This is a genomic window from Vreelandella neptunia (assembly GCF_000712975.1).
Classification (GTDB): domain Bacteria; phylum Pseudomonadota; class Gammaproteobacteria; order Pseudomonadales; family Halomonadaceae; genus Vreelandella; species Vreelandella qaidamensis.
Genome location: NZ_JHQL01000001.1, coordinates 246,827 through 271,633, shown reverse-complemented (window position 1 = coordinate 271,633; position 24,807 = coordinate 246,827). Strand labels below are relative to the sequence as shown.

The 24,807-nt window shown below is 52.2% G+C and carries 23 protein-coding genes; 9 read left to right on the top strand and 14 right to left on the bottom strand.

Annotated elements, in window-relative coordinates; all coding sequences use genetic code 11:
* Positions 1-41 precede the first annotated feature (41 nt).
* From folC to leuC, 11 genes are all read right to left on the bottom strand, one after another.
* A complete protein-coding gene (folC, locus tag CR46_RS0101210; protein ID WP_030069339.1) occupies positions 42-1,370 on the bottom strand; it encodes a bifunctional tetrahydrofolate synthase/dihydrofolate synthase in 1,329 nt (442 codons plus the stop codon).
* A complete protein-coding gene (accD, locus tag CR46_RS0101205) occupies positions 1,363-2,373 on the bottom strand; it encodes an acetyl-CoA carboxylase, carboxyltransferase subunit beta (RefSeq protein ID WP_030069337.1) in 1,011 nt (336 codons plus the stop codon). The genes folC and accD overlap by 8 nt, the downstream gene beginning before the upstream one ends.
* Positions 2,374-2,465: 92 nt before the next feature.
* Positions 2,466-3,269 carry a tryptophan synthase subunit alpha gene (gene trpA, locus CR46_RS0101200; RefSeq protein ID WP_030069335.1) on the bottom strand — a complete coding sequence of 268 codons (804 nt, stop codon included), beginning with the start codon at positions 3,267-3,269 and terminating at the stop codon, positions 2,466-2,468.
* 8 nt (positions 3,270-3,277) lie between these two features.
* Positions 3,278-4,516 carry a tryptophan synthase subunit beta gene (trpB, locus tag CR46_RS0101195; protein ID WP_030069333.1) on the bottom strand — a complete coding sequence of 413 codons (1,239 nt, stop codon included), beginning with the start codon at positions 4,514-4,516 and terminating at the stop codon, positions 3,278-3,280.
* Between the two features lie 82 nt (positions 4,517-4,598).
* A complete protein-coding gene (locus tag CR46_RS0101190) occupies positions 4,599-5,234 on the bottom strand; it encodes a phosphoribosylanthranilate isomerase (protein WP_035536122.1) in 636 nt (211 codons plus the stop codon).
* On the bottom strand, positions 5,231-6,196 hold the full coding sequence (truA, locus tag CR46_RS0101185; RefSeq protein WP_030069328.1) for a tRNA pseudouridine(38-40) synthase TruA: 966 nt from the start codon (positions 6,194-6,196) through the stop codon (positions 5,231-5,233). The genes CR46_RS0101190 and truA overlap by 4 nt, the downstream gene beginning before the upstream one ends.
* A gap of 24 nt (positions 6,197-6,220) precedes the next feature.
* A complete protein-coding gene (locus tag CR46_RS0101180) occupies positions 6,221-8,137 on the bottom strand; it encodes a type IV pilus assembly protein FimV (protein ID WP_051690097.1) in 1,917 nt (638 codons plus the stop codon).
* A gap of 275 nt (positions 8,138-8,412) precedes the next feature.
* Positions 8,413-9,525: an aspartate-semialdehyde dehydrogenase gene (gene asd / locus CR46_RS0101175; RefSeq protein WP_030069325.1), complete on the bottom strand. Its 1,113-nt coding sequence runs from the start codon at positions 9,523-9,525 to the stop codon at positions 8,413-8,415.
* A gap of 127 nt (positions 9,526-9,652) precedes the next feature.
* Positions 9,653-10,732: a 3-isopropylmalate dehydrogenase gene (leuB, locus tag CR46_RS0101170; protein ID WP_030069323.1), complete on the bottom strand. Its 1,080-nt coding sequence runs from the start codon at positions 10,730-10,732 to the stop codon at positions 9,653-9,655.
* A gap of 42 nt (positions 10,733-10,774) precedes the next feature.
* Complete coding sequence (gene leuD, locus CR46_RS0101165) at positions 10,775-11,422, bottom strand: 3-isopropylmalate dehydratase small subunit (protein WP_030069321.1); 648 nt, start codon at positions 11,420-11,422, stop codon at positions 10,775-10,777.
* A 3-nt stretch (positions 11,423-11,425) separates the two neighbouring features.
* A complete protein-coding gene (gene leuC, locus CR46_RS0101160; RefSeq protein ID WP_030069319.1) occupies positions 11,426-12,877 on the bottom strand; it encodes a 3-isopropylmalate dehydratase large subunit in 1,452 nt (483 codons plus the stop codon).
* 198 nt (positions 12,878-13,075) lie between these two features.
* Between leuC and CR46_RS0101155 the strand changes: the two genes are divergently transcribed.
* Together CR46_RS0101155 and CR46_RS0101150 are read left to right on the top strand one after the other, a co-directional pair.
* On the top strand, positions 13,076-13,966 hold the full coding sequence (locus CR46_RS0101155; protein WP_030069317.1) for a LysR family transcriptional regulator: 891 nt from the start codon (positions 13,076-13,078) through the stop codon (positions 13,964-13,966).
* A gap of 159 nt (positions 13,967-14,125) precedes the next feature.
* Positions 14,126-15,217 carry a TauD/TfdA dioxygenase family protein gene (locus CR46_RS0101150; RefSeq protein WP_030069315.1) on the top strand — a complete coding sequence of 364 codons (1,092 nt, stop codon included), beginning with the start codon at positions 14,126-14,128 and terminating at the stop codon, positions 15,215-15,217.
* Between the two features lie 122 nt (positions 15,218-15,339).
* On the opposite strand, the gene CR46_RS0101145 is transcribed toward CR46_RS0101150, so the two are convergent.
* Positions 15,340-15,681, bottom strand: a complete 342-nt coding sequence (locus tag CR46_RS0101145; RefSeq protein WP_030069313.1) for a 5-carboxymethyl-2-hydroxymuconate Delta-isomerase — start codon at positions 15,679-15,681, stop codon at positions 15,340-15,342.
* Positions 15,682-15,785: 104 nt separating this feature from the next.
* Positions 15,786-17,159, bottom strand: coding sequence for a flavin monoamine oxidase family protein (locus tag CR46_RS0101140; RefSeq protein WP_030069311.1), 1,374 nt, complete (start codon positions 17,157-17,159; stop codon positions 15,786-15,788).
* Positions 17,160-17,316: 157 nt separating this feature from the next.
* Here CR46_RS0101140 and CR46_RS0101135 point away from each other — a divergent pair, with 157 nt between their 5' ends.
* The 3 genes from CR46_RS0101135 to CR46_RS0101130 all read left to right on the top strand — a co-directional run bounded on the left by CR46_RS0101135 (position 17,317) and on the right by CR46_RS0101130 (position 19,413).
* A complete protein-coding gene (locus CR46_RS0101135) occupies positions 17,317-17,589 on the top strand; it encodes a type II toxin-antitoxin system Phd/YefM family antitoxin (RefSeq protein WP_030069309.1) in 273 nt (90 codons plus the stop codon).
* Positions 17,570-17,842 (top strand): Txe/YoeB family addiction module toxin, encoded by a 273-nt coding sequence (locus CR46_RS18055; protein WP_084180345.1) that lies wholly within the window; start codon positions 17,570-17,572, stop codon positions 17,840-17,842. Before CR46_RS0101135 ends, CR46_RS18055 begins: the two co-directional genes overlap by 20 nt.
* A 257-nt stretch (positions 17,843-18,099) precedes the next feature.
* Positions 18,100-19,413 (top strand): hypothetical protein, encoded by a 1,314-nt coding sequence (locus CR46_RS0101130; protein WP_030069308.1) that lies wholly within the window; start codon positions 18,100-18,102, stop codon positions 19,411-19,413.
* 20 nt (positions 19,414-19,433) lie between these two features.
* Here the strand turns inward: CR46_RS0101130 and CR46_RS0101125 are convergent, their stop codons facing one another.
* Positions 19,434-19,952, bottom strand: a complete 519-nt coding sequence (locus CR46_RS0101125) for a zinc ribbon-containing protein (protein WP_030069306.1) — start codon at positions 19,950-19,952, stop codon at positions 19,434-19,436.
* Between the two features lie 164 nt (positions 19,953-20,116).
* Here CR46_RS0101125 and leuS point away from each other — a divergent pair, with 164 nt between their 5' ends.
* From leuS to CR46_RS0101105, 4 genes are all read left to right on the top strand, one after another.
* A complete protein-coding gene (gene leuS, locus CR46_RS0101120; RefSeq protein WP_030069304.1) occupies positions 20,117-22,702 on the top strand; it encodes a leucine--tRNA ligase in 2,586 nt (861 codons plus the stop codon).
* Positions 22,699-23,211, top strand: coding sequence for an LPS-assembly lipoprotein LptE (locus CR46_RS0101115; protein WP_030069302.1), 513 nt, complete (start codon positions 22,699-22,701; stop codon positions 23,209-23,211). The genes leuS and CR46_RS0101115 overlap by 4 nt, the downstream gene beginning before the upstream one ends.
* Entirely contained in the window at positions 23,208-24,275 is a 1,068-nt protein-coding gene (gene holA, locus CR46_RS0101110; RefSeq protein ID WP_030069300.1) for a DNA polymerase III subunit delta, read from the top strand. The genes CR46_RS0101115 and holA overlap by 4 nt, the downstream gene beginning before the upstream one ends.
* A gap of 100 nt (positions 24,276-24,375) precedes the next feature.
* Entirely contained in the window at positions 24,376-24,804 is a 429-nt protein-coding gene (locus CR46_RS0101105) for a PA2779 family protein (RefSeq protein ID WP_030069298.1), read from the top strand.
* Positions 24,805-24,807 lie beyond the last annotated feature (3 nt).

Genomic DNA, 24,807 nt, shown 5'->3' with positions numbered 1-24,807 from the left:
TCCCTCTCCATCAAGCTTAGCGAGCACAACGGTTAGGCCGATTAAGCTTGCGGCAGTGTCATTTCCAACAGGGCCGCAACTGTAAAAAATGAGCCAGTAACTAATACCCGGTCGGTGGGCACCAGCTGTTCAGCAATAGCGCGAACGCCAGCTTCTGGGGAGTCTGAGCAGTGATGCACTTGCCCACCCAGTGACACAATACGTTCGGCTAGTTCGACAGCTGGGCGACCACGCTCTCCCTCTAACGTTACACATACCCAATGGGTAATGCGTGGTAACAGAGCACTGATAACGCCATCTGCATCCTTGTCGTTTAACATCCCAATCAACGCCCATTGCCGACCACCTTCAGGCATCATGGGAAGTCGCTTAGCTACATAGTCGGCTGCATGGGGGTTATGGCCAACATCCAAGCACCACTGACCTATCCACTGCATACGCCCTGGCACTTGCACCTCGTGAAGCGCACGACGGCATGCCTCTGCGTTTAGCACTAATCCGCTAAGTATAAGGGCTTGGAGAGCCGTTGCCGCATTATCAATCGGCAAACCCGGATCCGGAAGGTCTGTCAGAGTAATAACCTCACCCTGGCAGGTCATCCCCTTCCAGTTCCATTCAGAACAAGCATTAGCGCCACCGTCGGCAGAGTGGCTGAACGCATCACCAAGGCAGTAAACCGGTGCTTCAATCGCATGGGCGGCAGCAGCCACACTGCTGGGCAGAACTTGGCTACCCAACACAGCGGGTCGTGCCGCACGAAAGATGCCCGCTTTTTCTCGGCCAATTTGCGCAATATCGGTTCCCAGAAAATTAGCATGATCCTGAGCAATGGTAGTGACAATACCAATATCCGCGTCAATGATATTCACAGCATCTAAACGGCCACCCAGGCCAACCTCGAGAAGCGCTAAGTCAAGGTCCGCCTGCGCTAAACACCAAAGAGCACACAACGTACCTGCTTCGAAATACGTTAAGCTGATCTCAGGCACTTGGAGCCTTGCCTCTTCTACGCGCTTGAAGCCAGCAATTAGCTGCTGGTCATCAGCATAATTGCCGCTGATCGTCACACGTTCGTTATAGCGCACAAGGTGGGGGGAGGTATAAGTACCCACCCGCATACCATGGACACGAGCGATGGAATCCATCATGGCAAGGGTCGACCCCTTGCCATTGGTACCTGCCACCGTAATGACCTGCGTTGCAATCGGACGACTTAACAACCCCATGCGTTGGGCAACGTCAGCAACCCGCTCAAGCCCCATATCAATCCCTACGGGGTGCAGAGTTTCAAGGTAGTGCAACCATTCGGTTAAAGACCCTGGAGTTAAAGAGTCAGAAGCTAAAGAGTCAGGAGCTATAGATTTAGACATTGCGGGTTGAATCGTCGCTCTTAACGGTGCTGACTTCGCTAGATGTTTCAGGCGCATCAACGTCTGCTGCATCTGCTATCGGTGCTTCATCCACCAAAGGCTCATCAACCACTGCTTCCTCACTGACACTATTTTCGTTAGGCAGAGCGATATTATGGGTCAGTTTACGCAGTACACTACCAACACGAGTACGCATATCATGACGATGCACGATCATATCCACCGTACCGTGCTCCAGCAGAAACTCACTGCGCTGGAAACCTTCTGGTAGCGTTTCACGCACCGTTTGCTCGATAACCCGCGGGCCGGCAAAGCCAATCAACGCATTAGGCTCGGCAATATTCAGATCACCTAGCATCGCTAGCGACGCTGATACACCGCCAAAGACGGGGTCTGTCAGTACGGAGATATAAGGCACGCCCGATTGCTTGAGTTTTTCAAGTGCTGCCGATGTTTTAGCCATCTGCATCAATGAAAAGAGGGCTTCCTGCATTCGCGCCCCACCAGAAGCTGCAAAGCAAATAAGAGGGATGCGCTCTTCGAGGGCAATGGTTGCCGCGCGGACAAACTTCTCGCCCACCACCGCTCCCATTGAGCCGCCCATAAAGGTAAATTCAAAGGCAACAGCAACTACCGGTAGCCCGTCTAACTCGCCGCGCATAGCAACTAGTGCATCTTTCTCGCCAGTTTCTTTTTGGGCAGCCGTTAGACGGTCTTTATACTTTTTAGAGTCGCGAAATTTCAAGCGATCGTTCGGCTCAATCTCAGCCGCAACCTCTTGTCGACCCTGTTTATCCAAGAACCAATCCAAACGTTTACGCGCGGTCAGCCGCAAATGGTGATCACACTTAGGACATACGCTGTGATGCTTCTCAAGCTCAGGGAGATAGAGAACCGCTTCGCACTTGGGACATTTACGCCAGAGGCCGTCGGGCACGCTGGCACGACGGTCTTTACGCTGGATACGCCCCATTGAGGGCACAATCTTGTCTAACCAGCTCATATCAAAAAGGCTTCCGTGTACGTCATTGCTTAGCAGTGCCAAGCTTGATGAGTGTCGTCAATCAATTCAGTGTAGACGATGAGGGAATGCGCTTAGGCATCCATCGCGGTGCGCATTTCGCCCAACACGCTTTTTAACTGACCCGCTATGGTTTCAGGTGCATCAACGCTTTCTGCAATGCGATTCACTAATGCACTGCCAACAATTACACCATCGGCCACTTTCGCCACTTCGGCAGCAGTGACACCGTCGCGGATACCAAAACCAACACATAGTGGTAAATCGGTCATTTCGCGTAGTGGTGCAAGGTGGTCAGCTACATCGTCAGCATTGAGTGTAGCAGCACCGGTAACGCCCTTGAGCGAAACATAATAGAGGTAGCCCTCACCGTGGGCGCATATTGTAGCGGCACGTGCATGGGAAGTGGTAGGCGCAACTAAGAAAATCGCTGCTAAACCACGCTGTTTTAACAGCGGGCCGAACTCTTCAGCCTCTTCCGGTGGCATGTCCACCACCAACACCCCATCAACACCAACGTCTGCAGCTTTATCCGCAAACGTCTCGTAGCCAATTCGTTCTATCGGATTGAGATACCCCATCAGTACGATAGGTGTTTTACTATCAACCTGACGGAACTCAGCGACCATATCCAACAGGTCTACTAAGCGAGTGCCTTGTTTAAGAGCACGTTCGCAGGCTTTCTGAATCACCGGGCCATCAGCCATCGGGTCTGAAAATGGCACGCCAAGTTCAATAATATCGGCACCTGCTTCTACCAGGGCATGCATAAAGCTTACGGTGTACTGTGGTGCTGGGTCACCGGCAGTGATGTAAGGAATAAGGGCCTTACGACCCTGCTCTTTTAATTCGGAAAAACGCTGGTCAATACGGTTCATGCTAGCCCTTAAAACTCAATGCCATCGATGTTCGCAACGGTCATGATATCTTTATCACCACGACCAGAAAGGTTAACCACGATATGCTGATCAGGGCGCATAGTCGGTGCTAGCACCTTCGCGTGGGCAAGCGCATGAGCAGACTCAAGCGCTGGCATAATGCCTTCCATGTGCGTCAGCTCGCGGAACGCTTCCAGCACTTCTTTATCGTTTGCCGCGACATAATTGACTCGACCAACATCTTTCCATAACGCGTGCTCAGGGCCTACGCCTGGATAATCAAGCCCAGCAGAAATTGAGTGCGTATCCGACACCTGCCCCGCTTCATCAGACATCAAATACGTGCGATTGCCATGCAGAACCCCACGCGGTGCATTCGATGCAAGCGGCGCGGCATGGCGGCCAGTTTCAACCCCATCTCCACCGGCTTCGACACCGTACATAGCGACCGCATCGTCCTCAACAAAGGGATAGAAAAGGCCTAACGCGTTCGAACCGCCGCCCACACAGGCAATTAACGCATCCGGTAAACGCCCTATTTGCGCTAATGATTGCTGACGCGCTTCACGACCTACTACCGCATTGAAATCGCGTACCAGTTGCGGATACGGGTGCGGCCCCGCCACGGTGCCGATAATGTAGAACGTGTTATCAACGTTAGTGACCCAATCACGTAGCGCTTCATTCATTGCGTCTTTGAGTGTACGAGTGCCGGATTCCACGGGTATAACCCGTGCCCCAAGCAGTCGCATACGATAAACGTTGAGCTTCTGACGCTGCACGTCAGCCGCCCCCATATACACATCACACTCAAGACCTAAGCGGGCGGCCACGGTTGCAGTAGCAACACCATGCTGGCCTGCACCGGTTTCAGCGATAACCCGTGGTTTGCCGGTCTTTTTTGCCAATAGCGCTTGGCCAATGGTGTTATTAACCTTGTGGGCACCCGTGTGGTTTAAGTCTTCACGTTTCAGCCAAATTTGCGCGCCGCCTAAAGACTGTGACCATCGCTCGGCATGGTAAAGCGGAGATGGACGACCCACATAGTGGGCAAGGTCACGGTCAAACTCTGCCTGGAAAGCGGGATCATCACGCAGACTCAGGTAGGTCTGCTCTAGTTCTTCCAGGGCAAAGCTCAGGGTTTCCGACACAAACCGGCCGCCGTACGGGCCAAAATGACCACGGGCATCCGGCATTCGGGTCAGGTCGCTGAACTTAGTTTCAGTCGCTGAGACAGTCACAGGCATACCTCACAAGATCGCCAGAACAGGCAAATAAATGAACTAACAATGAGACGTAGCCACCCTCCGGGCGTGCTACGCAATAAACTTATTGGACGCTGGCTAACGCCACATGTTTGACAAAAGACGTCATTAAATCAGCATCTTTTACGCCGGGAGTGGTTTCTATACCACCAGAGACATCAACAGCATAAGGCATTACTTGGCTAACCGCTAAAGCCACATTATCAATCGTTAACCCACCAGCCAGGATAACAGGTTTTTCCAGGGTTGAGGGTATTCTGGACCAATCAAAGGTCTCTCCGGTTCCCCCTGGCGTACCCGGTCGGTAGGCATCTAATAGCAGCGCTTGCGCGTGAGAATAGTCAGCCGCCGCCTGATGCAAATCGATATCGTCACGCATACGCAGCGCTTTAATCCAAGGCCGCCCAAACTGCTGGCAGAACGAAGCTGGCTCATCACCATGAAACTGGATTAAATCCAGATAAGGCAAGCACTGTTCAATGAACTCAGCGGGCTGGTTAACAAACAAACCTACCCGGGTCACAAAGGCAGGTACTTGCGCTGCCAGCTCTTCCAGTAATGCAGGCGTTATGCTGCGGGCACTCTTGGGCCACATTACGAAGCCCAGTGCATCCACACCCAACGCTGCTGCCAGTGTGATGTCTTCATGGCGAGTTAAGCCACAAAATTTAATCCGCGTGCGAGCTGAATATGCACTCACGATGACGTCTCCTGCTGTTCGAAAGGCTCTTTTTGCGCTAAGTACTCTAAGGGCTCCTGCTTCTTGAACGTCAATTTACGCCTTGCAGCAATGCGTGGGTTATCAGGCAGCACACGCTCGCCAGTCCATTCACCGGTAAATGCAAGCAAATTAGGTCCTAGCGGCTCTTTTGGTAGGTCAAAACGCTCATCATAAAGTGAGTCTACAAAATGAAGGCCGCAGGCCGGTGCGGTAACATCGCCTTTACGGCGATTCTTCAGTGCCAGCAGGCGCTCAATATGCCCTTCATCCTGAGAACCGCGCCCTACGCTGACCAACGCCCCGGCAATATTGCGAATCATATGGTGCAGAAAAGCATTGCCCTGAATATCAATCACTACTATCGGCCCGTAGCGCTTCACTTCTACAAAGTGCATTTGTCGCCAAGGCGTTTTGGACTGACAGCCCGCCGCTCGAAAACTGCTGAAGTCGTGCTCGCCTACCAAGGCTTGTGCTGCCCGATGCATAGCGTCGGCATCTAGCGGGTCTCGGCACCAGGTTACGTTATGGCGCTCTAGCACAGGTCGGCTAATTTGATTCAACAAAATATAGCGATAGCGACGCCCAAGCGCGCCGAGGCGCGAATGAAAGTCATCTGAGACGGGTTTTACCCAGCGCACAGCAACGTCTCTGGGAAGGTTGGTGTTGCTGCCAAAAATCCACGCTTTTTCAGAACGTTGAACGGGAGGATCAAAATGAATCACCTGGCGTGTGGCATGCACGCCAGAATCGGTTCGACCACTGGCATGAATGCGCACTGGCGCACTAGCCACTTTTTCAAGCGCGTCTTCCACTGCCTGTTGAACGGAGGCTGCGTGCTTCAAACGCTGAAAGCCGCAAAAGCGCGTACCATCGTATTCAATGCCCATCGCTAGGCGCCCAGTTAAGGGCGTTGTTTCGTCAAAATGGTAAAACAGCGTCATGAAGCCACGTCACATAGAAAATGGTTAAGGTGTTCCATTATCCCGACGTCGCGGCTCGAATGCCACCTCTTCGATTTCCCACTCATCTTCAGCAGCTTTTTGCTGTTGTACTGTGGATGCTTTAGCCATACCACTCTCTTGCTCAGCAGACACGTAGTCCCAGGTAAAATCGACTGCTGGTTGCCTGGGGGACTCTACCGCCGGTTCGTGAGGTTCGATAGCGGGCGGCTCATAGTCAATCGTACTATCTTGCTGCCCCTCACCGTACGATACAGGTTCTTCGACTGGCTCGGGAGCCGCTAAAAAAGCGTTATCAAGCGCTAACACTTCTTCGCCAACATGCTCCCTGTCATCTTTTTCTTCTTCAAACGGCGCACTAGATTGCGCTGCAATGTCTGGCGTTGACACATCCGAGCCTGATAATGCCGGTTCTGAAGCTGATAATACAGGCGCGAACGGTTTTGGGCCCACATCGTCTGGTGCAAAGGACACCGGCTCAACTGGTTCAGCCGACTCAACTGGCTCAACTGGCTCAACTGGCTCTGAAACGCTCTGCTCAGACGCCTCATGCTCTGCAACATTAAATACTGAGGACTCATGCGGCCCGCTAGGCTCGACGGTTTTCTCAGCGGCGACCACAGGCCTAGGTGACTCCGGAGACTTGTCTGTAGATGTAGACAAGGAGGCCGCTGCAGGCACGTCTTCCCACTCACGTTCTCGTCGCTTACGCGACCATATTAGCGCTCCTAACAATAGTGCCAAGATGACACTAGCCAACGGCCACTGATACGCAGTAATGCGCTGAATGATAGTTTCAGACGTACTCTGTGGGCGGTTAAAACTAGCCATCTCACTGGTCGCACTATTCTCTGTATTACTCCCTGACAGCGTGGCACTTCCTGCTAGCGCATCGGTTAGATCAGTCACCTCCCGCAGCTCACGTTGAGAGGCGTTCAACGCTTGGGTTAAAGACACCACTTCTTCACGCAACGTGGCTAGATCACCACGTATTTGATCCCGCTCATCCTGTGCCGCTTGCAGCCTAGCTTGGCTTTCCAACAGCTGTTCGGCTAGCACTTGCTCTTCGTCGAAGGCCACAGCCTCAGACATTTCCTGAGATTGATTGGCGCCCTGATCATCACTCACCATAGCAGGCTCGCTGGCCTGCTCGATGCTTGGCTCACGGCCTTCAAAGGTTTCTTGGGGCTCAGCCACCGGACGACTTGCAGGCTGCCGCATCGCCTGAATCGCCTGGGCGGCATCACTGGGCGTTCGTGAGGTTATCCGCTGACGACTGGGAATATTGAGCGTCTGCCCTGCACGGAGTTCATCCACATTACCCGTAGGGAACGCGCCTGGGTTGGCCTCTAAAAGCGCCATCATCATTTGTTGAATGGTAACGTCGGACGGTTTCACCCTTGCAGCAACGCCCCAAAAAGTATCGCCACTTGCTACATAAGCAATATCTCTTGCGGCTGGTGAAGTGACGACAGAGGTGCGACTAGGCACTTCAGGCGTGCTTACTGCACCCTCTTGGCTGCCCATTGCATATTCAGGGGGATCAAATAACAGCGTTAACGCACGCGTTTGGCGCCCTTCCGGCGAGGAAATAGATAGCAGTAAATCCAGCCATGGCTCATGAACCGCTTGAGAAGAGCGCAGCAGCAGCCGATGCCCGTCAGGTTGCGCTTGAATTTGCACACTGATACTTGCCGTGAGCGGTGTCCACTCTAAACCCAGCGCCCTAAACGCCGATTCGTTTGCTACTTCAACACGTAAATCACTCAGCGCAAAACGCTCGCTTTCCTGAAGTGGCACTGTTGCATCAAGCGGCGCATCTAACGGTGAATTTACCGTTGCTGGGCCCAACCCGAGAGCCAGCGCTAACGGACTAACAGCAGTAAGCGATAGCCACAGCAACCCTGCCAACTTTTTTTTCATTCACGCCCCTACTGCGTTTCTTTGTTAGTAGCACTCTAATAGCACGGTCAAAACAGGCCCCCATGTCATGGAGTCAATCGTTTTTACCACACACTGATCATTACTACCTATACCAATCTAGGACTAGCTCAACGCCAACTTAGTAGCACCTATCCATTAAAACGCATAAAACGGGGTATCAACGACAGGTTAGGGCCAATGGGAGCATACAAAAACGGGAAGCTGCGAACAGCTTCCCGTTTCGATTCAACAATCTTGCTTAAAGCACGGTGTGCTTACTGTTCGCGTAAGATTTTCAGCATACGCTTAAGCGGCTCGGCAGCACCCCATAACAACTGGTCACCAACACTGAAGGCAGATAGGTATTCGCCACCCATATTCAGCTTGCGTAGACGACCAACCGGCACTTGCAGCGTACCAGTCGCAGCAGCAGGCGTTAGGCCAGCAACAGTGGCGTCTTTGTCGTTCGGGATCAGTTGAACCCACTCATTATGCTTAGCGATGCGATCTTCGATCTCGTCAAGCGGTACATCCTGCTTCAGCTTAATGGTGAACGCTTGACTGTGAGAACGCATTGCACCGATACGCACGCAAAGGCCATCAATGGGGATCGGATTGTTTTGCAAACCTAAGATCTTATTGGTTTCAACACTGCCCTTCCACTCTTCACGGCTTTGGCCGTTATCAAGCTTGGTATCGATCCATGGCAGCAGGCTGCCCGCTAACGGTGCTCCAAAATTATCCGTGGGGAAGTCGCCGCTGCGCATCGCAGCAGTCACTTTACGGTCGATATCCAGAATCGCACTAGAGGTATCTTTAAGCTCTTCGCCTACGCTATCGCGCAACTGCCCCATCTGGTTCAACAGCTCGCGCATGTGTTTTGCACCTGAACCGGAAGCGGCTTGGTATGTCATGGAGGTCATCCACTCAACCATATCTGCTTCAAACAAGCCACCCAGCCCCATCAGCATCAGGCTCACGGTGCAGTTACCGCCGACAAAGGTTTTAGCCCCCTTCGCTAGCTGGTCATCGATCACCTTACGGTTGACCGGATCAAGAATAATGGTCGCTTCGTCTTCCATGCGCAGAGTGCTGGCCGCATCAATCCAGTAGCCTTTCCAGCCCGCCTCGCGTAAGTCTTTATAAACCGGCTTGGTATAGTCGCCACCTTGACAGGTAACTACCACATCCAGCGCTTTTAACGCATCAATATCAAACGCGTCTTTCAGCGGAGGCACGTCCACGCCGATATCGGGGCCAGGCTGACCAACTTGGGAGGTGGTGAAAAATACCGGTTCAATACCGTTAAAATCACCATCATCCTGCATGCGCTGCATAAGCACCGAGCCAACCATGCCACGCCATCCCACGAAACCGACTTTCAACATGTGAAGTCCTCCAACTAAGAATGAGAGCCATATTATACACAAATATTAGACACGACGTCGGCCACCCCTGGGTGGCCGACTGTTAATACCTTTCAGCGTCAATTAGTTAGCACGCTTTATACATAATTTAATCTTTTGCGAAGGCCGCTAATACCGCATCGCCCATCTCAACGGTAGATACACGGCGCGTACCTTCTGAGGCAATGTCAGCAGTGCGCAAACCATTATCCAACACACTACCAACAGCGGCTTCAATACGCTCAGCCATAGCGGTTTCATTCAATGAGTAGCGCAGCATCATCGCCACAGACAGCATCATGGCCAATGGGTTAGCGACATTCTGCCCAGCGATATCCGGTGCGCTACCGTGGCAAGGCTCGTACATGCCCTGGCCACTCTCGTTTAGCGACGCCGATGGCAACATACCGATAGACCCGGTAAGCATGGCAGCGGCATCAGAAAGAATATCGCCAAACATGTTGCCGGTCACCACCACATCAAACTGTTTTGGCGCGCGCACCAGCTGCATAGCGGCGTTATCTACGTACATATGGGAAAGCTCAACATCCGGGTACTCCGGTGCCAAACGCTCCATCACTTCACGCCACAAAATAGTGACTTCAAGCACGTTGGCTTTATCTACCGAGCAGAGTTTTTTGCCGCGCTTCTGAGCCATTTCAAAGGCGACACGGCCAATACGCTCAATTTCGCTCTCAGAATATATGTAGGTGTTAAAACCCACCCGCTCACCATTACGCTCTTCAATGCCACGTGGCTGGCCGAAATAAATGCCACCAGTAAGCTCACGGACAATCATAATATCCAGCCCAGCGACTAACTCCGGCTTCAAACTAGAGGCGCTAGCCAGCTGCGGATAAAGCATCGCCGGGCGCAGGTTGCCGAATAAACCCAGGTTTTTACGCAGACCTAGCAGGCCTTTTTCAGGACGCTTGGAAAGGTCCTCTAGCTTGTCCCACTTAGGACCGCCAACAGCGCCAAGCAAAATAGCGCTGGCCGCTTTGGCTTTTTCAAGGGTTTCCGCAGGTAGTGGCTCACCGTGAACATCGTAAGCAGAGCCACCAACAAGGCCCTCTTCGACCTCGATATCCAAACCAGCTTCCTGGCAGGCCTTCAGCAAGCGCGCCGCCTGGGCCGCAATTTCAGGGCCAATACCGTCACCCGGCAGCAGTAATACCTTATGAGTCATGCAATTTCCTTAGCATTTCAAACGTTAAAGGTGAATGAACGCTTACGCAGGCTGACGGAATAACCACGGACGCTGCTGGCGGTGTTTTTCTTCAAACGCGCGAATTGCGTCTTCGTCCTGCAGAGTAATACCAATATCATCCAGTCCGTTCAGCAGGCAGTGCTTGCGGAACTCATCCACCTCAAATTCGAGAATTTCGCCACCAGGTGTAATGACCCGCTGATTTTCTAAATCTACGTCTAACTGATAGCCTTCACTGCCTTCCACTTCCGTAAACAGGCGGTCAACTACGTCTTCTTCCAACGTAATCAACAGAATGCCGTTTTTGAAAGCGTTGTTATAGAAAATATCGGCAAAACTTGGCGCAATCACCACTTTGAAACCAAAGTCTTCCAACGCCCAAGGCGCGTGCTCGCGGGAACTGCCACAGCCAAAATTACGACGCGCCAGTAACACTTCAGCGCCTTGGTAACGCGGCTGGTTTAATACAAAATCAGGGTTCAGCGGGCGCTGTGAACAGTCTTGCCCTGGCTGGCCTTCATCTAAATAGCGCAGCTCATCAAACAGGTTCACGCCAAAGCCAGTACGCTTAATCGACTTCAAAAACTGCTTCGGAATAATCAAGTCGGTATCGACGTTAGCGCGGTCAAGTGGCGCTACCACACCTTCTAAACGTTCAAATTTTTTCATGGTTTAGGCCTCCTGCGCGTGGCTGGCGTCGTTAGCGGGTAAGGTACGTACATCAACAAAGTGGCCAGCGATCGCTGCTGCTGCGGCCATCGCAGGGCTTACCAAGTGCGTACGACCGCCGTAGCCCTGACGACCTTCGAAATTGCGGTTAGACGTCGATGCACAGTGCTCACCAGCACCCAACTTGTCGGCATTCATTGCCAAGCACATGGAGCAACCCGGCTCGCGCCACTCAAAACCTGCCTCAATAAAGATTTTATCCAAGCCTTCCGCTTCTGCTTGGCGCTTCACTAAGCCAGAACCCGGCACCACCATGGCCAACTGAATAGAATCAGCGACTTTGTTGCCTTTAGCCACTTTGGCGGCTTCGCGTAAGTCTTCAATACGCGAATTAGTACAGGAACCAATAAACACTTTATCAAGCTTGATATCAGTAATTTTCTGGTTCGCCTGCAACCCCATATATTCGAGGGCGCGGGCGTGGCTGCGCTGTACCGTCTCATCTAACGCAGCCTTTGGGTCGGGCACCTGGCCAGAAATACCGGTGACCATTTCAGGGCTAGTGCCCCAGCTTACCTGCGGTTCAATCTCTTCAGCTTGCAGAGTAACCACTTTATCGAACTGTGCGTCGGCATCAGAAACCAACTGACGCCAGTCCGCCACAGCTCCTTCCCACTGCTCGGCGGTGGGCGCAAATGGACGCTCGGCAAGGTAGTCAATCGTCGTGTCATCAACGGCAATTAGGCCCACACGAGCACCAGCTTCAATCGCCATGTTGCACACGGTCATGCGGCCTTCCATAGACAGCGATTCAATCGCGCTGCCCGCAAACTCAATCGCATAGCCCGTGCCACCAGCGGTGCCGATCTTACCGATAATCGCCAACACTACATCTTTAGCGGTCACGCCCAGGCCAAGCTCGCCTTCCACACGCACCTGCATGTTCTTCATTTTTTGCGCCAGCAAACACTGGGTCGCCATGACGTGTTCAACTTCCGAGGTACCAATACCGTGTGCCAAAGCACCAAACGCACCGTGGGTAGCGGTGTGGGAATCGCCACATACCACAGTCATTCCTGGCAACGTTGCGCCCTGCTCTGGGCCTACCACGTGCACGATACCCTGGCGCGGGTCGTTGATTTTGAACTCTTCGATACCGTACTCAAGGCAGTTATCGTCCAGGGTTTGCACCTGAATTAACGACACAGGGTCTTTAATACCGCTATTGCCTTCAGCGCGCTCTTTTACCGTCGTAGGAACGTTGTGGTCAGGCGTTGCCAAGTTGGCATCTAAACGCCAGGGCTTGCGGTTAGCTAAACGCAGACCTTCAAACGCTTGAGGCGAAGTGACTTCGTGCAGCAATTGGCGGTCGATGTAAATTAACGCAGTGCCATCATCACGCTGCTTCACCAAGTGCTGGTTCCAGAGTTTGTCGTAAAGCGTTTGACCTGACATGTTGCTCTCCTGGGCATTGCCCTGCTAGTTCGGTATGGCAGCCTCTACGTGCTGCTTAATAGTGCGATACATGCAGTGTCACGCGAGTCGCGCATAAAAGCAATTCATGTTATTCATAGTTTAGATTCCAAATTGGAATACATGTTTAACGCTACCTTTTTAGAAACTCTTTAGAAGAACCTGCTCAGGGAGTTGCGAGTGGATACCCAAAGCCTGCAAGCATTTCTGGCCGTTGCTGAAACCCAAAGCTTCTCCCGCGCGGCGGAACAGCTGTATTTAACACAACCCGCGGTAAGCAAACGCATCGCCACCCTGGAAGATCTGCTGGGCACGCGATTGTTTGACCGTATCGGGCGGCGCATTGCGCTGACCGAAGCGGGCAATGTATTACTTCCCAAAGCACAGCACATACTGTTTACCGTGGAAGATAGCCGCCGCGCGCTCGCCAATCTTTCCGGCCAAGTAGGCGGCAAGCTGACGCTCGCCACTAGTCACCACATCGGTCTGCACCGTCTGCCGCCGCTATTAAAGCAGTACACTCACCGCCACCCAGAAGTGGCGTTGGACCTACATTTTCTGGACTCAGAGTTAGCCTACCAAGGAGTCGTCGACGGCACGCTGGAGATGGCGATCGTCACTCTCTCCCCCCACCCCGTCGAACACCTCCACGTGGTCGAACTATGGCGTGATAGGCTGTGCTTTGTCTGCGCCACTGACCATCCATTGGCCCAGCGCGTCAACCACCACCGCAGCCCGCTCAGCTTGGCTGAATTATGTGAATTCAATTGCGTGCTGCCAGGGGCAAAAACCTTTACCCGCACTTTAATTGGTCAGCGTTTTGCCGAAGCAGGCCTGCAGCTTCCTGTCAGCATGGCGACGAACTATTTAGAAACGCTGAAAATGATGTGCAGCGTAGGGCTTGGCTGGAGCCTACTACCCGAAAACATGATTGATAGCGATCTGGTCGAGCTAGACGTAGATACCGCGCCCATACAGCGCCCGCTGGGCTACCTCGTCCACACTAACCGCACACTTTCCAACGCCGCTAAAAAAATGATTGAGGAACTGGAGGAGGCACGACGCCACTGAGGCGATCGTTGCTAAGGCTGCTTTTCTTACTGATGTTTACCTTTGAACACCGTGGATTTGCCAACACCATATACTGCGTTAGGCTTAATAAAAAACTAACCATTAAGGTAATTCAAAACTATTAAGGCAATTCAAAACTATTTGGGACAATTCAAAACTATGGGTACATCAGCAGAAACGTCCAACACTACCGCGTTCAGCACTACGCCCCCAACCATTCCATCCCTCACGCCTAAGCATATCTCGCTTTTTGAACAGCAGGGGTTAAGCATTAAACCGCTAGCACCACTTGGTATTGAAATTTACGGCGCTGATGTTCGCTCACGACTTCCCGACCCCGTCATTAAAGCGCTGGAAGTAGAAATGGCAAATCGCGGCTTCATCGTTTTCAAGCATCAAACTGACCTTTCTACGGATGAACTGGTTAATGCGAGCAAATGGTGGGGCGCTGGCGAAATCCATTCCACTCATGGCGTCCATCCTGCCACTCCCGATATGAACAGAGATATTTTCCGCTGTTCTAATGATCATCGCTACGGCATCTTAGGTGTCGGCCCACAGTGGCACAATGATGGGAGCTTCGAAGCCGACACCTTCTCCCACTCTGCCTATTATATGGCGCGAGCCCCGGAACACGGTGGCGGCACTCACTTCGCTCACCAAGGCGCCGCTTTCGATGTGCTGCCAAAGGAAAAACAAGCCTTTTGGGAACGTCTAGTCTCTGTGAATTCCGCCTCAGGCGTGAGTCATCCTGTTGTTCACACTCATCCCATTTCTGGGCGCAAGAGCGTCTGGTTACACCTAGGCATGACAGGTGCGGTGATCGAACGGCTGCCAGAAGACGGTGTGCCCATTAATGAACTTCAACGGCAGGCAGCTAACGTGGAGCAGATGCGCTTGCTCAATGAAGAAGAGCTCAAGCAGCTTTTCAATGATTATAACGACTTGCTGAACGCCTCCTTTGAAAAAGGCTACGGCATTCGATATCACTACGATACTGGCGATTTGCTATACATTGATAACTGGGCTCTGGCACATAGGGCTGCCCCTGAAGCGCATATGTCTGCCGAAGAGCAGGGGCTGCGCATTATGGATCGAGTAACAGTCAAAGCAAAACAGAACCTAGCCCCCCATTTTGGGCTGCCTCAGCATATTAATCTTGGTGGGCCACATCCATTTAATAACGACGGTGTCTGGAAAGCGGGTGGAATTGGATTTCGCTGGAAAGACGATATCCCCATGCAAAACTGACTCAAAGATACATTGCAAACGGATCAGTATCGGCTTTCCAAAGCGACACTGATCCGGGCATAAGCAGGTGGCCTATGCTTGTAACGTCAGACTCAAAGCCTCGTAACAACTCATCACATTTCCTATTTTCCATGAACCAGCTTTGAGTAACTAGCACGTTCAATATCTATTACTTCGACGGTTAATGAGCAATCGTGAAGTTCAAGTTCTTGAAGTTGTGTTAATACCGTCGTTGAAAGCATATGTTTCTGGTCAGAGGTTCTACCCGACAAAATCTTTAAAATCACATGTATAAAATCAGATTTTTCTTGCCCCGTAAGATAGTTTTGATAAGCGATTGACCTTACTTTTATGTCACTGCCATCAGTCTCAAATAGCGCCGACTTCATGGCACCTGAAAATACCAATGGCAATATCAACTCACCGTCCAACGATGCCGAATGTTCAACAATGCAATGTGGCATGGCTGCTCCAAAAATATAAAGTTATTGTTCTTTCTATCGATTGCTCTACCAGTTTCTCGCCATTTTATAGCACCATTTACAATACGCTCCTGGTTGGCGATAAGTCATATCGATAGAATATCTCTAGATACTCGTAGACCAGATAAAAAAGCTCCATGCGCGGTCCCGAAATAATCCCTGTCGGTCGCTTCCCCGGCAAAAAATAACTGTTTATTCAACGTGCTAGCTAGGGCATCGCGCATCACGGGGGTTGAACCTAGGGCATTGTAAGAGTACGAACCTCTCGCAAAGGAATCAGATGCCCAGCGCGTGATCTGATAGTCGACGGGCTGCGGTATATCAGAACCAAAGATAGTCCTCAACGTTTCCATAGCACTCGCCACAATCTGCTCGTCTGACCATGCTTCAATGTCACGCCCACGATCAGCGGCATTAAACCCTAGCAATATTGGCATGTTTACTGCTCGCTGAAAGCTAACCCATTCAGTCCACTCTCCATGCTTTGCCGAAACATATTCAAGCCAATCCATGTCCTCAGGCCAGAAGGCTTGCTCAAATCTAAGGTAGCACTTATTCAACACCCCCATGCCAAGCTTGCTAATAGCATTTCGCTTTTCTTCGGGTAACGCTGGAACGAAGCGCACATCATTGTGTTGCAGCACACCGAGTGGCAGTGTGACAACAACCCGATCAGCTATAAATTCATTGTCTGTGGTGCGGACGCTGACCGCTGATTCATCCTGCCTCTTTATTTCGTTGACCACCTGAGACAGCCTAATGTCGACATCCTGCGCCAAATACTCGGTGATGACGCTGAACCCCTGTGCAAACAAAACATCATCCCCATCGAACTCTTCTGCACTGTCGTACCAATATGATGAAAGACGACTCGCACTCCCCGCATACTCTTGTTCAATGTTTCCCGACAAGCAGAAACTCAGGAAGCGTAGCGCTTCTGGATCGCTTGCGAAATTTTTCTCAAGCAAGTTGACCACCTGCCTGATAGAGGTGTCTGCATCCGCACTCTGTGCTTTGCGCAATGCAGCAAACATTCTTCTCCGGACAGCCTCAAGTTTGGCTTCTTCGACTTCCGAGAATGCTTGACCGTCGGTAGTGTAAGTAACGGCTCGCTCGTAGCTTGTCACCAAGCGCCTCGCCCCCAATTGATCGGCCAGCTCGCTAATTGGATTACCAAAAACGCCGTGAATCCACGTCGCGCCCATATCAAGGGGTACGTCAGGCCATTTCTTGCTCGTCCAGATTCGGCCACCAATACGGTCTCGCGCTTCCAACACAATCACATGATGCCCCGCCCCCATGAGCTCTTTTGCCGCCACTAACCCCGCCAAACCGGCCCCGATAACCACAATCCGCTGACGACCATTACCGATGGTCTTGTCATCATCACCGCCACGCCCACTGGCCTTACTACTAACGAATACCAGAGCCAGCAATTTCAGAAAATCACGCTTGTTCATGAAACACCTCACCCCTCACAGTGGTGATGCATAATGCCCGCAGCACGCGCGGCTTTAGTGACGGCGAAGCCGCAACGAAAGAGGCGTCACCGTGCTTGGTCTTGTTGGGGCTTTTTTCGTATACTTGTACGGAAAACCCGTACATAAAGGTGCCGTTATGGACACAATTAGCGTAAACAAATTCAGGGATAACCTTAAAAGTGTTGTAGAGCAAGTAGTTAGCAGGCACGAGCCGCTCAAAGTAACGCGACGAGCCGGAGAGGCTTTCGTGGTAATCAGCGCTGAGGACTGGGAGCGAGAACAGGAAACCCTCCACGTGCTCCAAAACAAGAATCTCATGCAGCAGATTAGCGACTCTCTTGACACCCACAGCAGTAAAACAGGCTATAAACCGACGAGCGAGCAAATGGATGAGATCACTGGTCTTTGAGGGCAACACTTGGGAAGCGTATGAGGTTATGCGCGAAAAAGACAAACGATTACACAAAGCCTTGTGCAAATTGCTTAAGGAAATGCTGCGATCAAATGCCCCCTCCTCTGGCCTTGGAAAACCTGAACCTCTAAAGCATAACCTCTCTGGCCTGTGGTCTAAGCGGATATCACAGAAAGATCGTTTAATATATCGATTCGATGACAGGTCCATTTATATATTCGCTATTGGTGGTCACTACGATCAGTCCTAACAACACTGTAGTCCTCCTTTTTTCGAGCCACGTCTTCGCGGGTGTCTCGCTGCTCGTTCCTCGCAGATCCGTTACGCGCTACACGTTGCTTTCATTGGGCTTTCATTGGTTATAACGGCGCGGCCAATGTTGGCGGCATTATCATCGCGCTACGAGAATTAGACTTTTCTTTCGGTAAACGCCCTCTTCGCTTCTCTTGCGCTAGCCAACGGTTAAGAATCCTATTAGCCTGCTAACTCAACCAGTAAGGGATTGAGATGCAAGAGACAACGATGCGGCGGCGGGTGGCGGGTGTGCTGGTGCTGCTGGGGCTTTTAGCGCAGATAGTGGGCTTTACCGGTGCGATGCCAACGGCGCAGGCGGTGAGCTATTTATTGTGGGCGGCAGTGGCGCTGTTGTGGCGGGATATTCCTAGGCGTTCGCGTATTCAAGCGGGGGTGCTGATTGCTATTGGGGTGTTGATGCTGATGGTGGCGCGGGTGGTGTACGGTACCAATGTGAATTGGCCTGCCATGCTTCAGGGCAACGTGTTTGTGGTCAGCATGCTGGTGGGCGTTAGCTTTATTTCTTTGCTGGGAACTCAGGGTAATAAACGCACGCCGGGTAAGCGGGTGACCGGTGCAGATGGCGTGCTGCGTACGTGGCTGGGCGTGCACTTTCTCGGCACTATTTTGAATCTTTCGACGGTCTTTATGGTCGGCGACCGTTTAGCTAGGCGCTCCCCACTAACCACACCCCAGCTATTGGCGCTTAACCGTGGGCTGAGTAGCGCGGCGCTATGGTCGCCTTTCTTTGCCTCTATGGCGATAGTCATCGCATTAGTGCCAGAAGTGCAGTACGGCCAGATTGCGCTAATTGGTTTTCCGTTGGCGATGCTTTCAGGGCTGTTAACGACGTTAGAGCTTAGGCGGCGGTTTGATTTAGCCGAGGTAGACGGCTTTTCGCTTTCGCCGCGTAGTCTGTTAATGCCTGCGGGCATGGCCGCGCTGGTGATGCTGTTTCACTTTTGGCTGACGCCGTCGCTCACCATTGTCAGCATCATTACCTTTTTACTACCAGCAGTGGCGGTACTCAGCAACCTGAAGGAAGGCGCGCGCTATACCTTGCGACGCATTCGCCAGCATACCACCACACGGCTACCCGCAATGCGCGGGGAAATTTCGTTGTTTTTAGCAGCAGGCTTATTAACCCTGGGGCTTTCTACCCTGGTTGCAGCGGCAGCAGGTGACGACTGGACGCTATTTGCCACCTTTGGCATGTGGCAGGCCATGGTGAGCTTTGCGGCGATTACGTTAAGTGCGCTGGTAGGGTTGCACCCGATTATTGGCGTTTCCGTACTGGCATCTATTTTGAATTTAGCCAGTGGTGAGCAAACGCTGTTTGCCTTTGTCGCGCTGAGCGCCTGGGCGGTAGGCACAAGCGTTGGGCCACTTTCCGGCATTAACCTTTCACTGCAGGGGCGTTACGGGGTTAGCGGCTACCGCATGATGAAAAATAATTTACTGTATGCAGCGATGATGAGCCTGCTCTCGCTAGGAGCGATCGCAGGCCTGAGCATGTGGGTCAATTAAATGATGGGCGAATTAGCCACTCATGTTTCGACGATTTTGCTCGGAAAACGGTAGAAGTAGCGGTGGCCACACTGGTGGCATGGTTCCAGGCGAGAGACGCTTTCTAGCATCACCTGGGCATCGCAATGCACGCACGCCATCAGTCCGGGCGCGGCTACTTCACCTTCGCAGTAGTCGGCGCGCGCGGCTTCCAGGTCATCTTCGAAGCGTTCGCGTTCCACCACGCTGCGGTCGGCGATTGAAAGCAGCGATTCCGCCACCCGTCGTGACAGGCTGTCGATATCGATACCTAACCAGCTTGCAACCTGCTTACCGGTATCTGCCATGTAGTAGCGCATATCTTTCAAATCACGCTCTACCCAGGCACGCAGCAGCGCTAGCTCGTCTTTGGTGTACTCTTCAAGCTCTGCTTCAAAAGCAACGGCCTCGTCTAAATCCTTTTGAAGGTTTTCCCAGGTAAGCTCATTAGCCCCGTCCTGCATGCGCTCTAGCAGGCGCTCGTAGCCTTCGCGCAAACGGTGATCGTTATGTTGTTCCATAGTCCCTCTCCTTTTGTCGACCCAGGGTGTGGCCTATCATCGGCTACCCGTTCAAGGATACACCTGCATAGGATACAATCGACGCTACTTATCTGACAGTCGTCATCTATTATTCACTTTACGCCCTTTTAGGGGCGAATTACCCCAAGGCATTGAAAACACCGATGGACGCACATTACAGCCCCCGAGAGATCGAACGTGACGCTCAGCATTACTGGGACAAACACCAGTGCTTTAAAGCAGTAGAAGACGCCAATCGCGAAAAGTTCTACTGCCTATCCATGTTCCCCTACCCCAGCGGCAAGCTGCACATGGGTCACGTGCGTAATTACACTATCGGCGACGTTGTATCCCGCTTCCAGCGTATGCAGGGTAAAAATGTCATGCAGCCCATGGGTTGGGATGCGTTTGGCATGCCTGCGGAAAATGCCGCTATTCAAAATCAGGTGCCGCCCGCCAAGTGGACCTATCAAAACATTGATTACATGCGTAACCAGTTGAAGGCGCTTGGCTTTGCCTACGACTGGAGCCGCGAATTTGCCACCTGTGATACCAGCTATTACCGCTGGGAGCAGTGGTTCTTCACCAAGCTGGTAGAGAAAGGCCTGGTCTACAAAAAGATGTCCACCGTGAACTGGGACCCGGTTGACCAAACTGTACTGGCCAACGAGCAAGTTATTGACGGCTGTGGCTGGCGTTCTGGCGCACCGGTTGAGCGTAAAGAGATCCCGCTGTGGTTCTTGAAGATTACCGACTACGCCGATGAGCTGTTAGCAGATTTGGAAAACGTCGAGTGGCCTGAGCAAGTTAAAACCATGCAGCGCAACTGGATTGGTAAATCCCGTGGCGTTGAGATGACCTTTGATATTCAAGCGGAAGATGGCAGTGCTTGCGAGCCGCTGGCGGTCTACACCACCCGCCCAGATACGCTGATGGGTGTTACTTATGTAGCGGTTGCCGCTGGCCACCCGCTGGCCAAGCAGGCTGCTGCGCAAAACAGCGAGCTGGCGGCGTTTTGTGACGAGTGTGCCAAAGGTGGCACCTCAGAAGCCGAAATGGCCACCAAAGAAAAGCTGGGCATGCTCACTGGGCACAAAGCGATTCATCCGCTAACTGGTGAAGAAGTGCCGGTATTTGTGGCCAACTTCGTGTTAATGGAGTTTGGTACCGGCGCGGTCATGGCAGTGCCTGCCCACGACCAACGCGATTGGGAATTTGCGACCAAGTACGGCGTAGAGCTGAAGCCTGTGGTGGCCGATACCCAAGGCAACCAGCCGGACATTTCCGAAGGTGCTTACGTTGAGTACGGCACGCTGATTAACTCAAGCGAGTTCGATGGCCTAGAATTCCAGGCAGCGTTTGATGCAATTGCCGCGAAGCTTGCGGAGCTTGGCCGTGGTGAGGTGAAAACTAACTACCGCCTGCGTGACTGGGGTATTGCTCGTCAGCGTTACTGGGGCGCGCCGATTCCCGTGAAATACGGCCCGGAAGGCCAAACCGTACCGCTCTCTGATGACGAGCTACCGGTAGCATTACCTATGGAAGTGACCGTAGACGCTTCTGGTTCACCGCTAAAGAAAATGCCAGAGTTTTCCGAGCTGGGCGATGGCTGGGTGCGCGAAACCGATACCTTCGACACTTTCATGGAATCCTCCTGGTACTTCGCCCGCTTCTGCTGTGCGGATAATCACGAAGCGATGCTGGATGAACGCGCCAATTACTGGCTGCCCGTTGATCTCTATATTGGCGGTATCGAACACGCGATTCTGCACCTGCTTTATGCCCGCTTCTTCCACAAACTGCTGCGCGATTTCGGGATGGTGGATTCCGATGAGCCGTTCCAGCAGCTGCTCACCCAAGGCATGGTCATTGCAGAAACCTTCTACCGCTTTAAAGATAACGGTGGCAAAGAGTGGTTTAACCCTGCCGATGTAGAAGTGAAACGTGATGAGAAAGGTCGCCCATTAAGTGCCCTCTTAATGAGCGACGGCCAGCCGGTGGAAATGGGCGGCATCGAGAAGATGTCTAAATCGAAAAACAACGGTGTTGATCCACAGTCGATGATCGACAAGTTTGGTGCCGACACCGTACGCCTATTTATGATGTTTGCCGCACCGCCTGAGCAGTCGTTGGAGTGGTCAGACTCCGGCGTTGAAGGTGCGCACCGCTTCTTGAAACGGATTTGGCGTCAGGTTACCGAACACCTTGCTGCGGGTACACCGGGCGAATTGACCGTTGATGCGTTGAACGACGACCAAAAAGCGCTGCGCCGTAAAACCCACGAGACTATCAAGAAAGCCAGTGATGACATTGGCCGCCGCACCACCTTCAATACCGCCATTGCTGCGGTAATGGAACTCTCGAATGCAGTGGCTAAGTTCGACGATACGTCCGAACTCGGCCTAGCGGTCAGTCGCGAAGCGCTTGAAGCATGCGTGCTGCTGCTAGCGCCCATTACACCACACCTGTGCCATACACTGTGGCAACAGTTGGGTTATGACCAGCCCGCTATTGAAGCCCAGTGGCCAAAGGTGGATGAAGCCGCGCTCACCCGCGACAGTATCGAACTAGTCGTGCAAGTAAACGGTAAACTTCGCGCGCGCCTAGAAGCTCCGGCTAGCGCCGACAAAGCTGCCATCGAGACGCTTGCGATGGAGAACGAAAACGTCCAGCGCCATCTGGAAGGTAAAACGGTTCGTAAAGTCATCGTTGTACCCGGTAAGCTGGTTAACATTGTGGTGAGTGGATGAAGCCATCCCAACACGTTACACGCCGTCGTTTCCTCGCTACCAGCATCGCCGCCTCAGCGGCGGTGCTACTCAGTGGCTGTGGTTTTCGCCTGCGCGGTTTAGAGTCAATGCCGCGTTTGCCTGCACTGTCATTAGAGGGCGATAACACAAGTGCCTTGGCCCAACAGCTACGCATCAGATTGTTACAGCAAAGCACCGAGGTTTCTGACGGTGCGCCCTGGCGAGTCACGCTAGGCTCGCCAGCACTTCGCCAACGCCGTATTGGCAGTGAAGGGCGTGCCAGCCAAGAACACGAGCTAACGTTAAGCACGTCTCTCTCTGTACAGCAGCGAGAAAACAATGCTTACGTACTTAACAATGCAACAGTAACTACCAGTACTCGCATTCGAGTCAGTGATGATGATCTGCTCAATCGCGAAACCCTCTTTCAAGAAGCGGAACAAACGCTAACGCGGCAACTGGCTGAGCGCATTATCGAAAGATTGGCAAACCTTGAGGCCATTCAGTGAAGGTATTTTCGGATCAGCTTCCCGCGGCCTTAGCAAAAAAATTGCCCAAGGTCGTGATTGTTGCCGGTGATGAACCATTGCAACATCGAGATGCCTGCGATGCCGTGCGCTTAACCGCGCGGCAAGCGGGAGTCGAAGAACGGGAAGTGCTTGATGTAGAGGCTAATTTTTCCTGGGGCCGGCTGCTGGAAACCGCCAGCAATCTCTCCTTATTCGCCTCTAATAAGCTCCTTGAACTGCGGTTAGGAACACACAAACTGGGCCAAGATGGCAGTAAAGCACTGGCTCAGTATGCTGAGATGATGGGTGGTAGTGACGATTTACTGCTGATCAGCATGGGCAAGTTAGACGCTAAGCAGCAAAAAAGCGCTTGGTTTAAAGCGCTCGACAAACAAGGGTTATTTGTACCTGTATGGCCCGTTGATGCCTCACGTTTAGGCTATTGGCTCCGGGATCGTGCATCGCTACATGGTTTGCAAATTGACTTAGAAGCGGCTCGTTTATTGGGTGAACGTACCGAAGGTAATCTGTTGGCCGCTGATCAAGAGCTGCAAAAACTTGCGCTTATTCATCCGCCTCACACTCGTCTTAATGTCGAAAGCATTGCCCAGGGCGTGGAAGACAGCACTCGCTTCGATGTGTTCAATCTGGCGGATGCCTGTTTAAAAGGTGAGCCAAGCCGCACCTCGCGCATCGTCAATGGGCTGCGCAGTGAAGGGGTTGAAGCCCCCATTGTGCTTTGGGCACTCAGTCGTGAGCTACGTACCCTGTTATCGTTACACCAGCATTTGGATCAAGGGCAAAGCTTTGAGCACGCGTGCAAAACCCAGAAGCCGATGATTTTTGATAAACGCCGCCCCGCTTATCAAAAAGCGATCAGCCGCCTATCAATGAAACGTTTACACAAACTTCTGTTAATGGCCCAACGTTTAGACCTTGCTGTGAAGGGCGCTTCAGCGGTGCCGTTATGGCCTGGACTTCACGACCTAGCCATGACTATGGCTGGTGGCAAGGGGCTTTTAGCTGAAACCCCATGGACCTACCGCATTAGTGCAAATAATTAGTACTTTTAGTTTTTGCCTTAAATCCAGTGCGGTTTATTTCTATACTATTGATTCAAGTTATAAATTAACTTGCTCCCCGATACGTCTAAGGATGAAGACAATGAAAAAAGTGCGTGCTTACCTCTCAAGTTTACTGATCGCTGCGTTAGTCATTACCAGCCTACCTGTTGCTGCTGCTCCTACAGCCCCACAGGGTATGGACACTGCTTCCACAAACTTAGCCTCTACTAACTTAGTCTCTACGCAATCTGTTTTAGCAGGTGATCGTGCTGGTGCTGATCGCGAGCGCATCAATGACATTCTTTCCCGTGCAGACGTGCAAGAACAGCTGCTAAAGCAAGGTGTTAATTTAGATGACGTTGAAGCTCGCGTTGCTGCGCTGAGCGACGCCGAAGCGCAGCAAATGGCCGAACAGCTTGAACAGCTGCCCGCCGGCGCCGGCGTGATTGGCGCTCTGTTTGCAGTATTTGTGATCCTACTAGTGACTGACATTCTCGGCCTAACCGATGTTTATCCATTCACTCGCTGATTT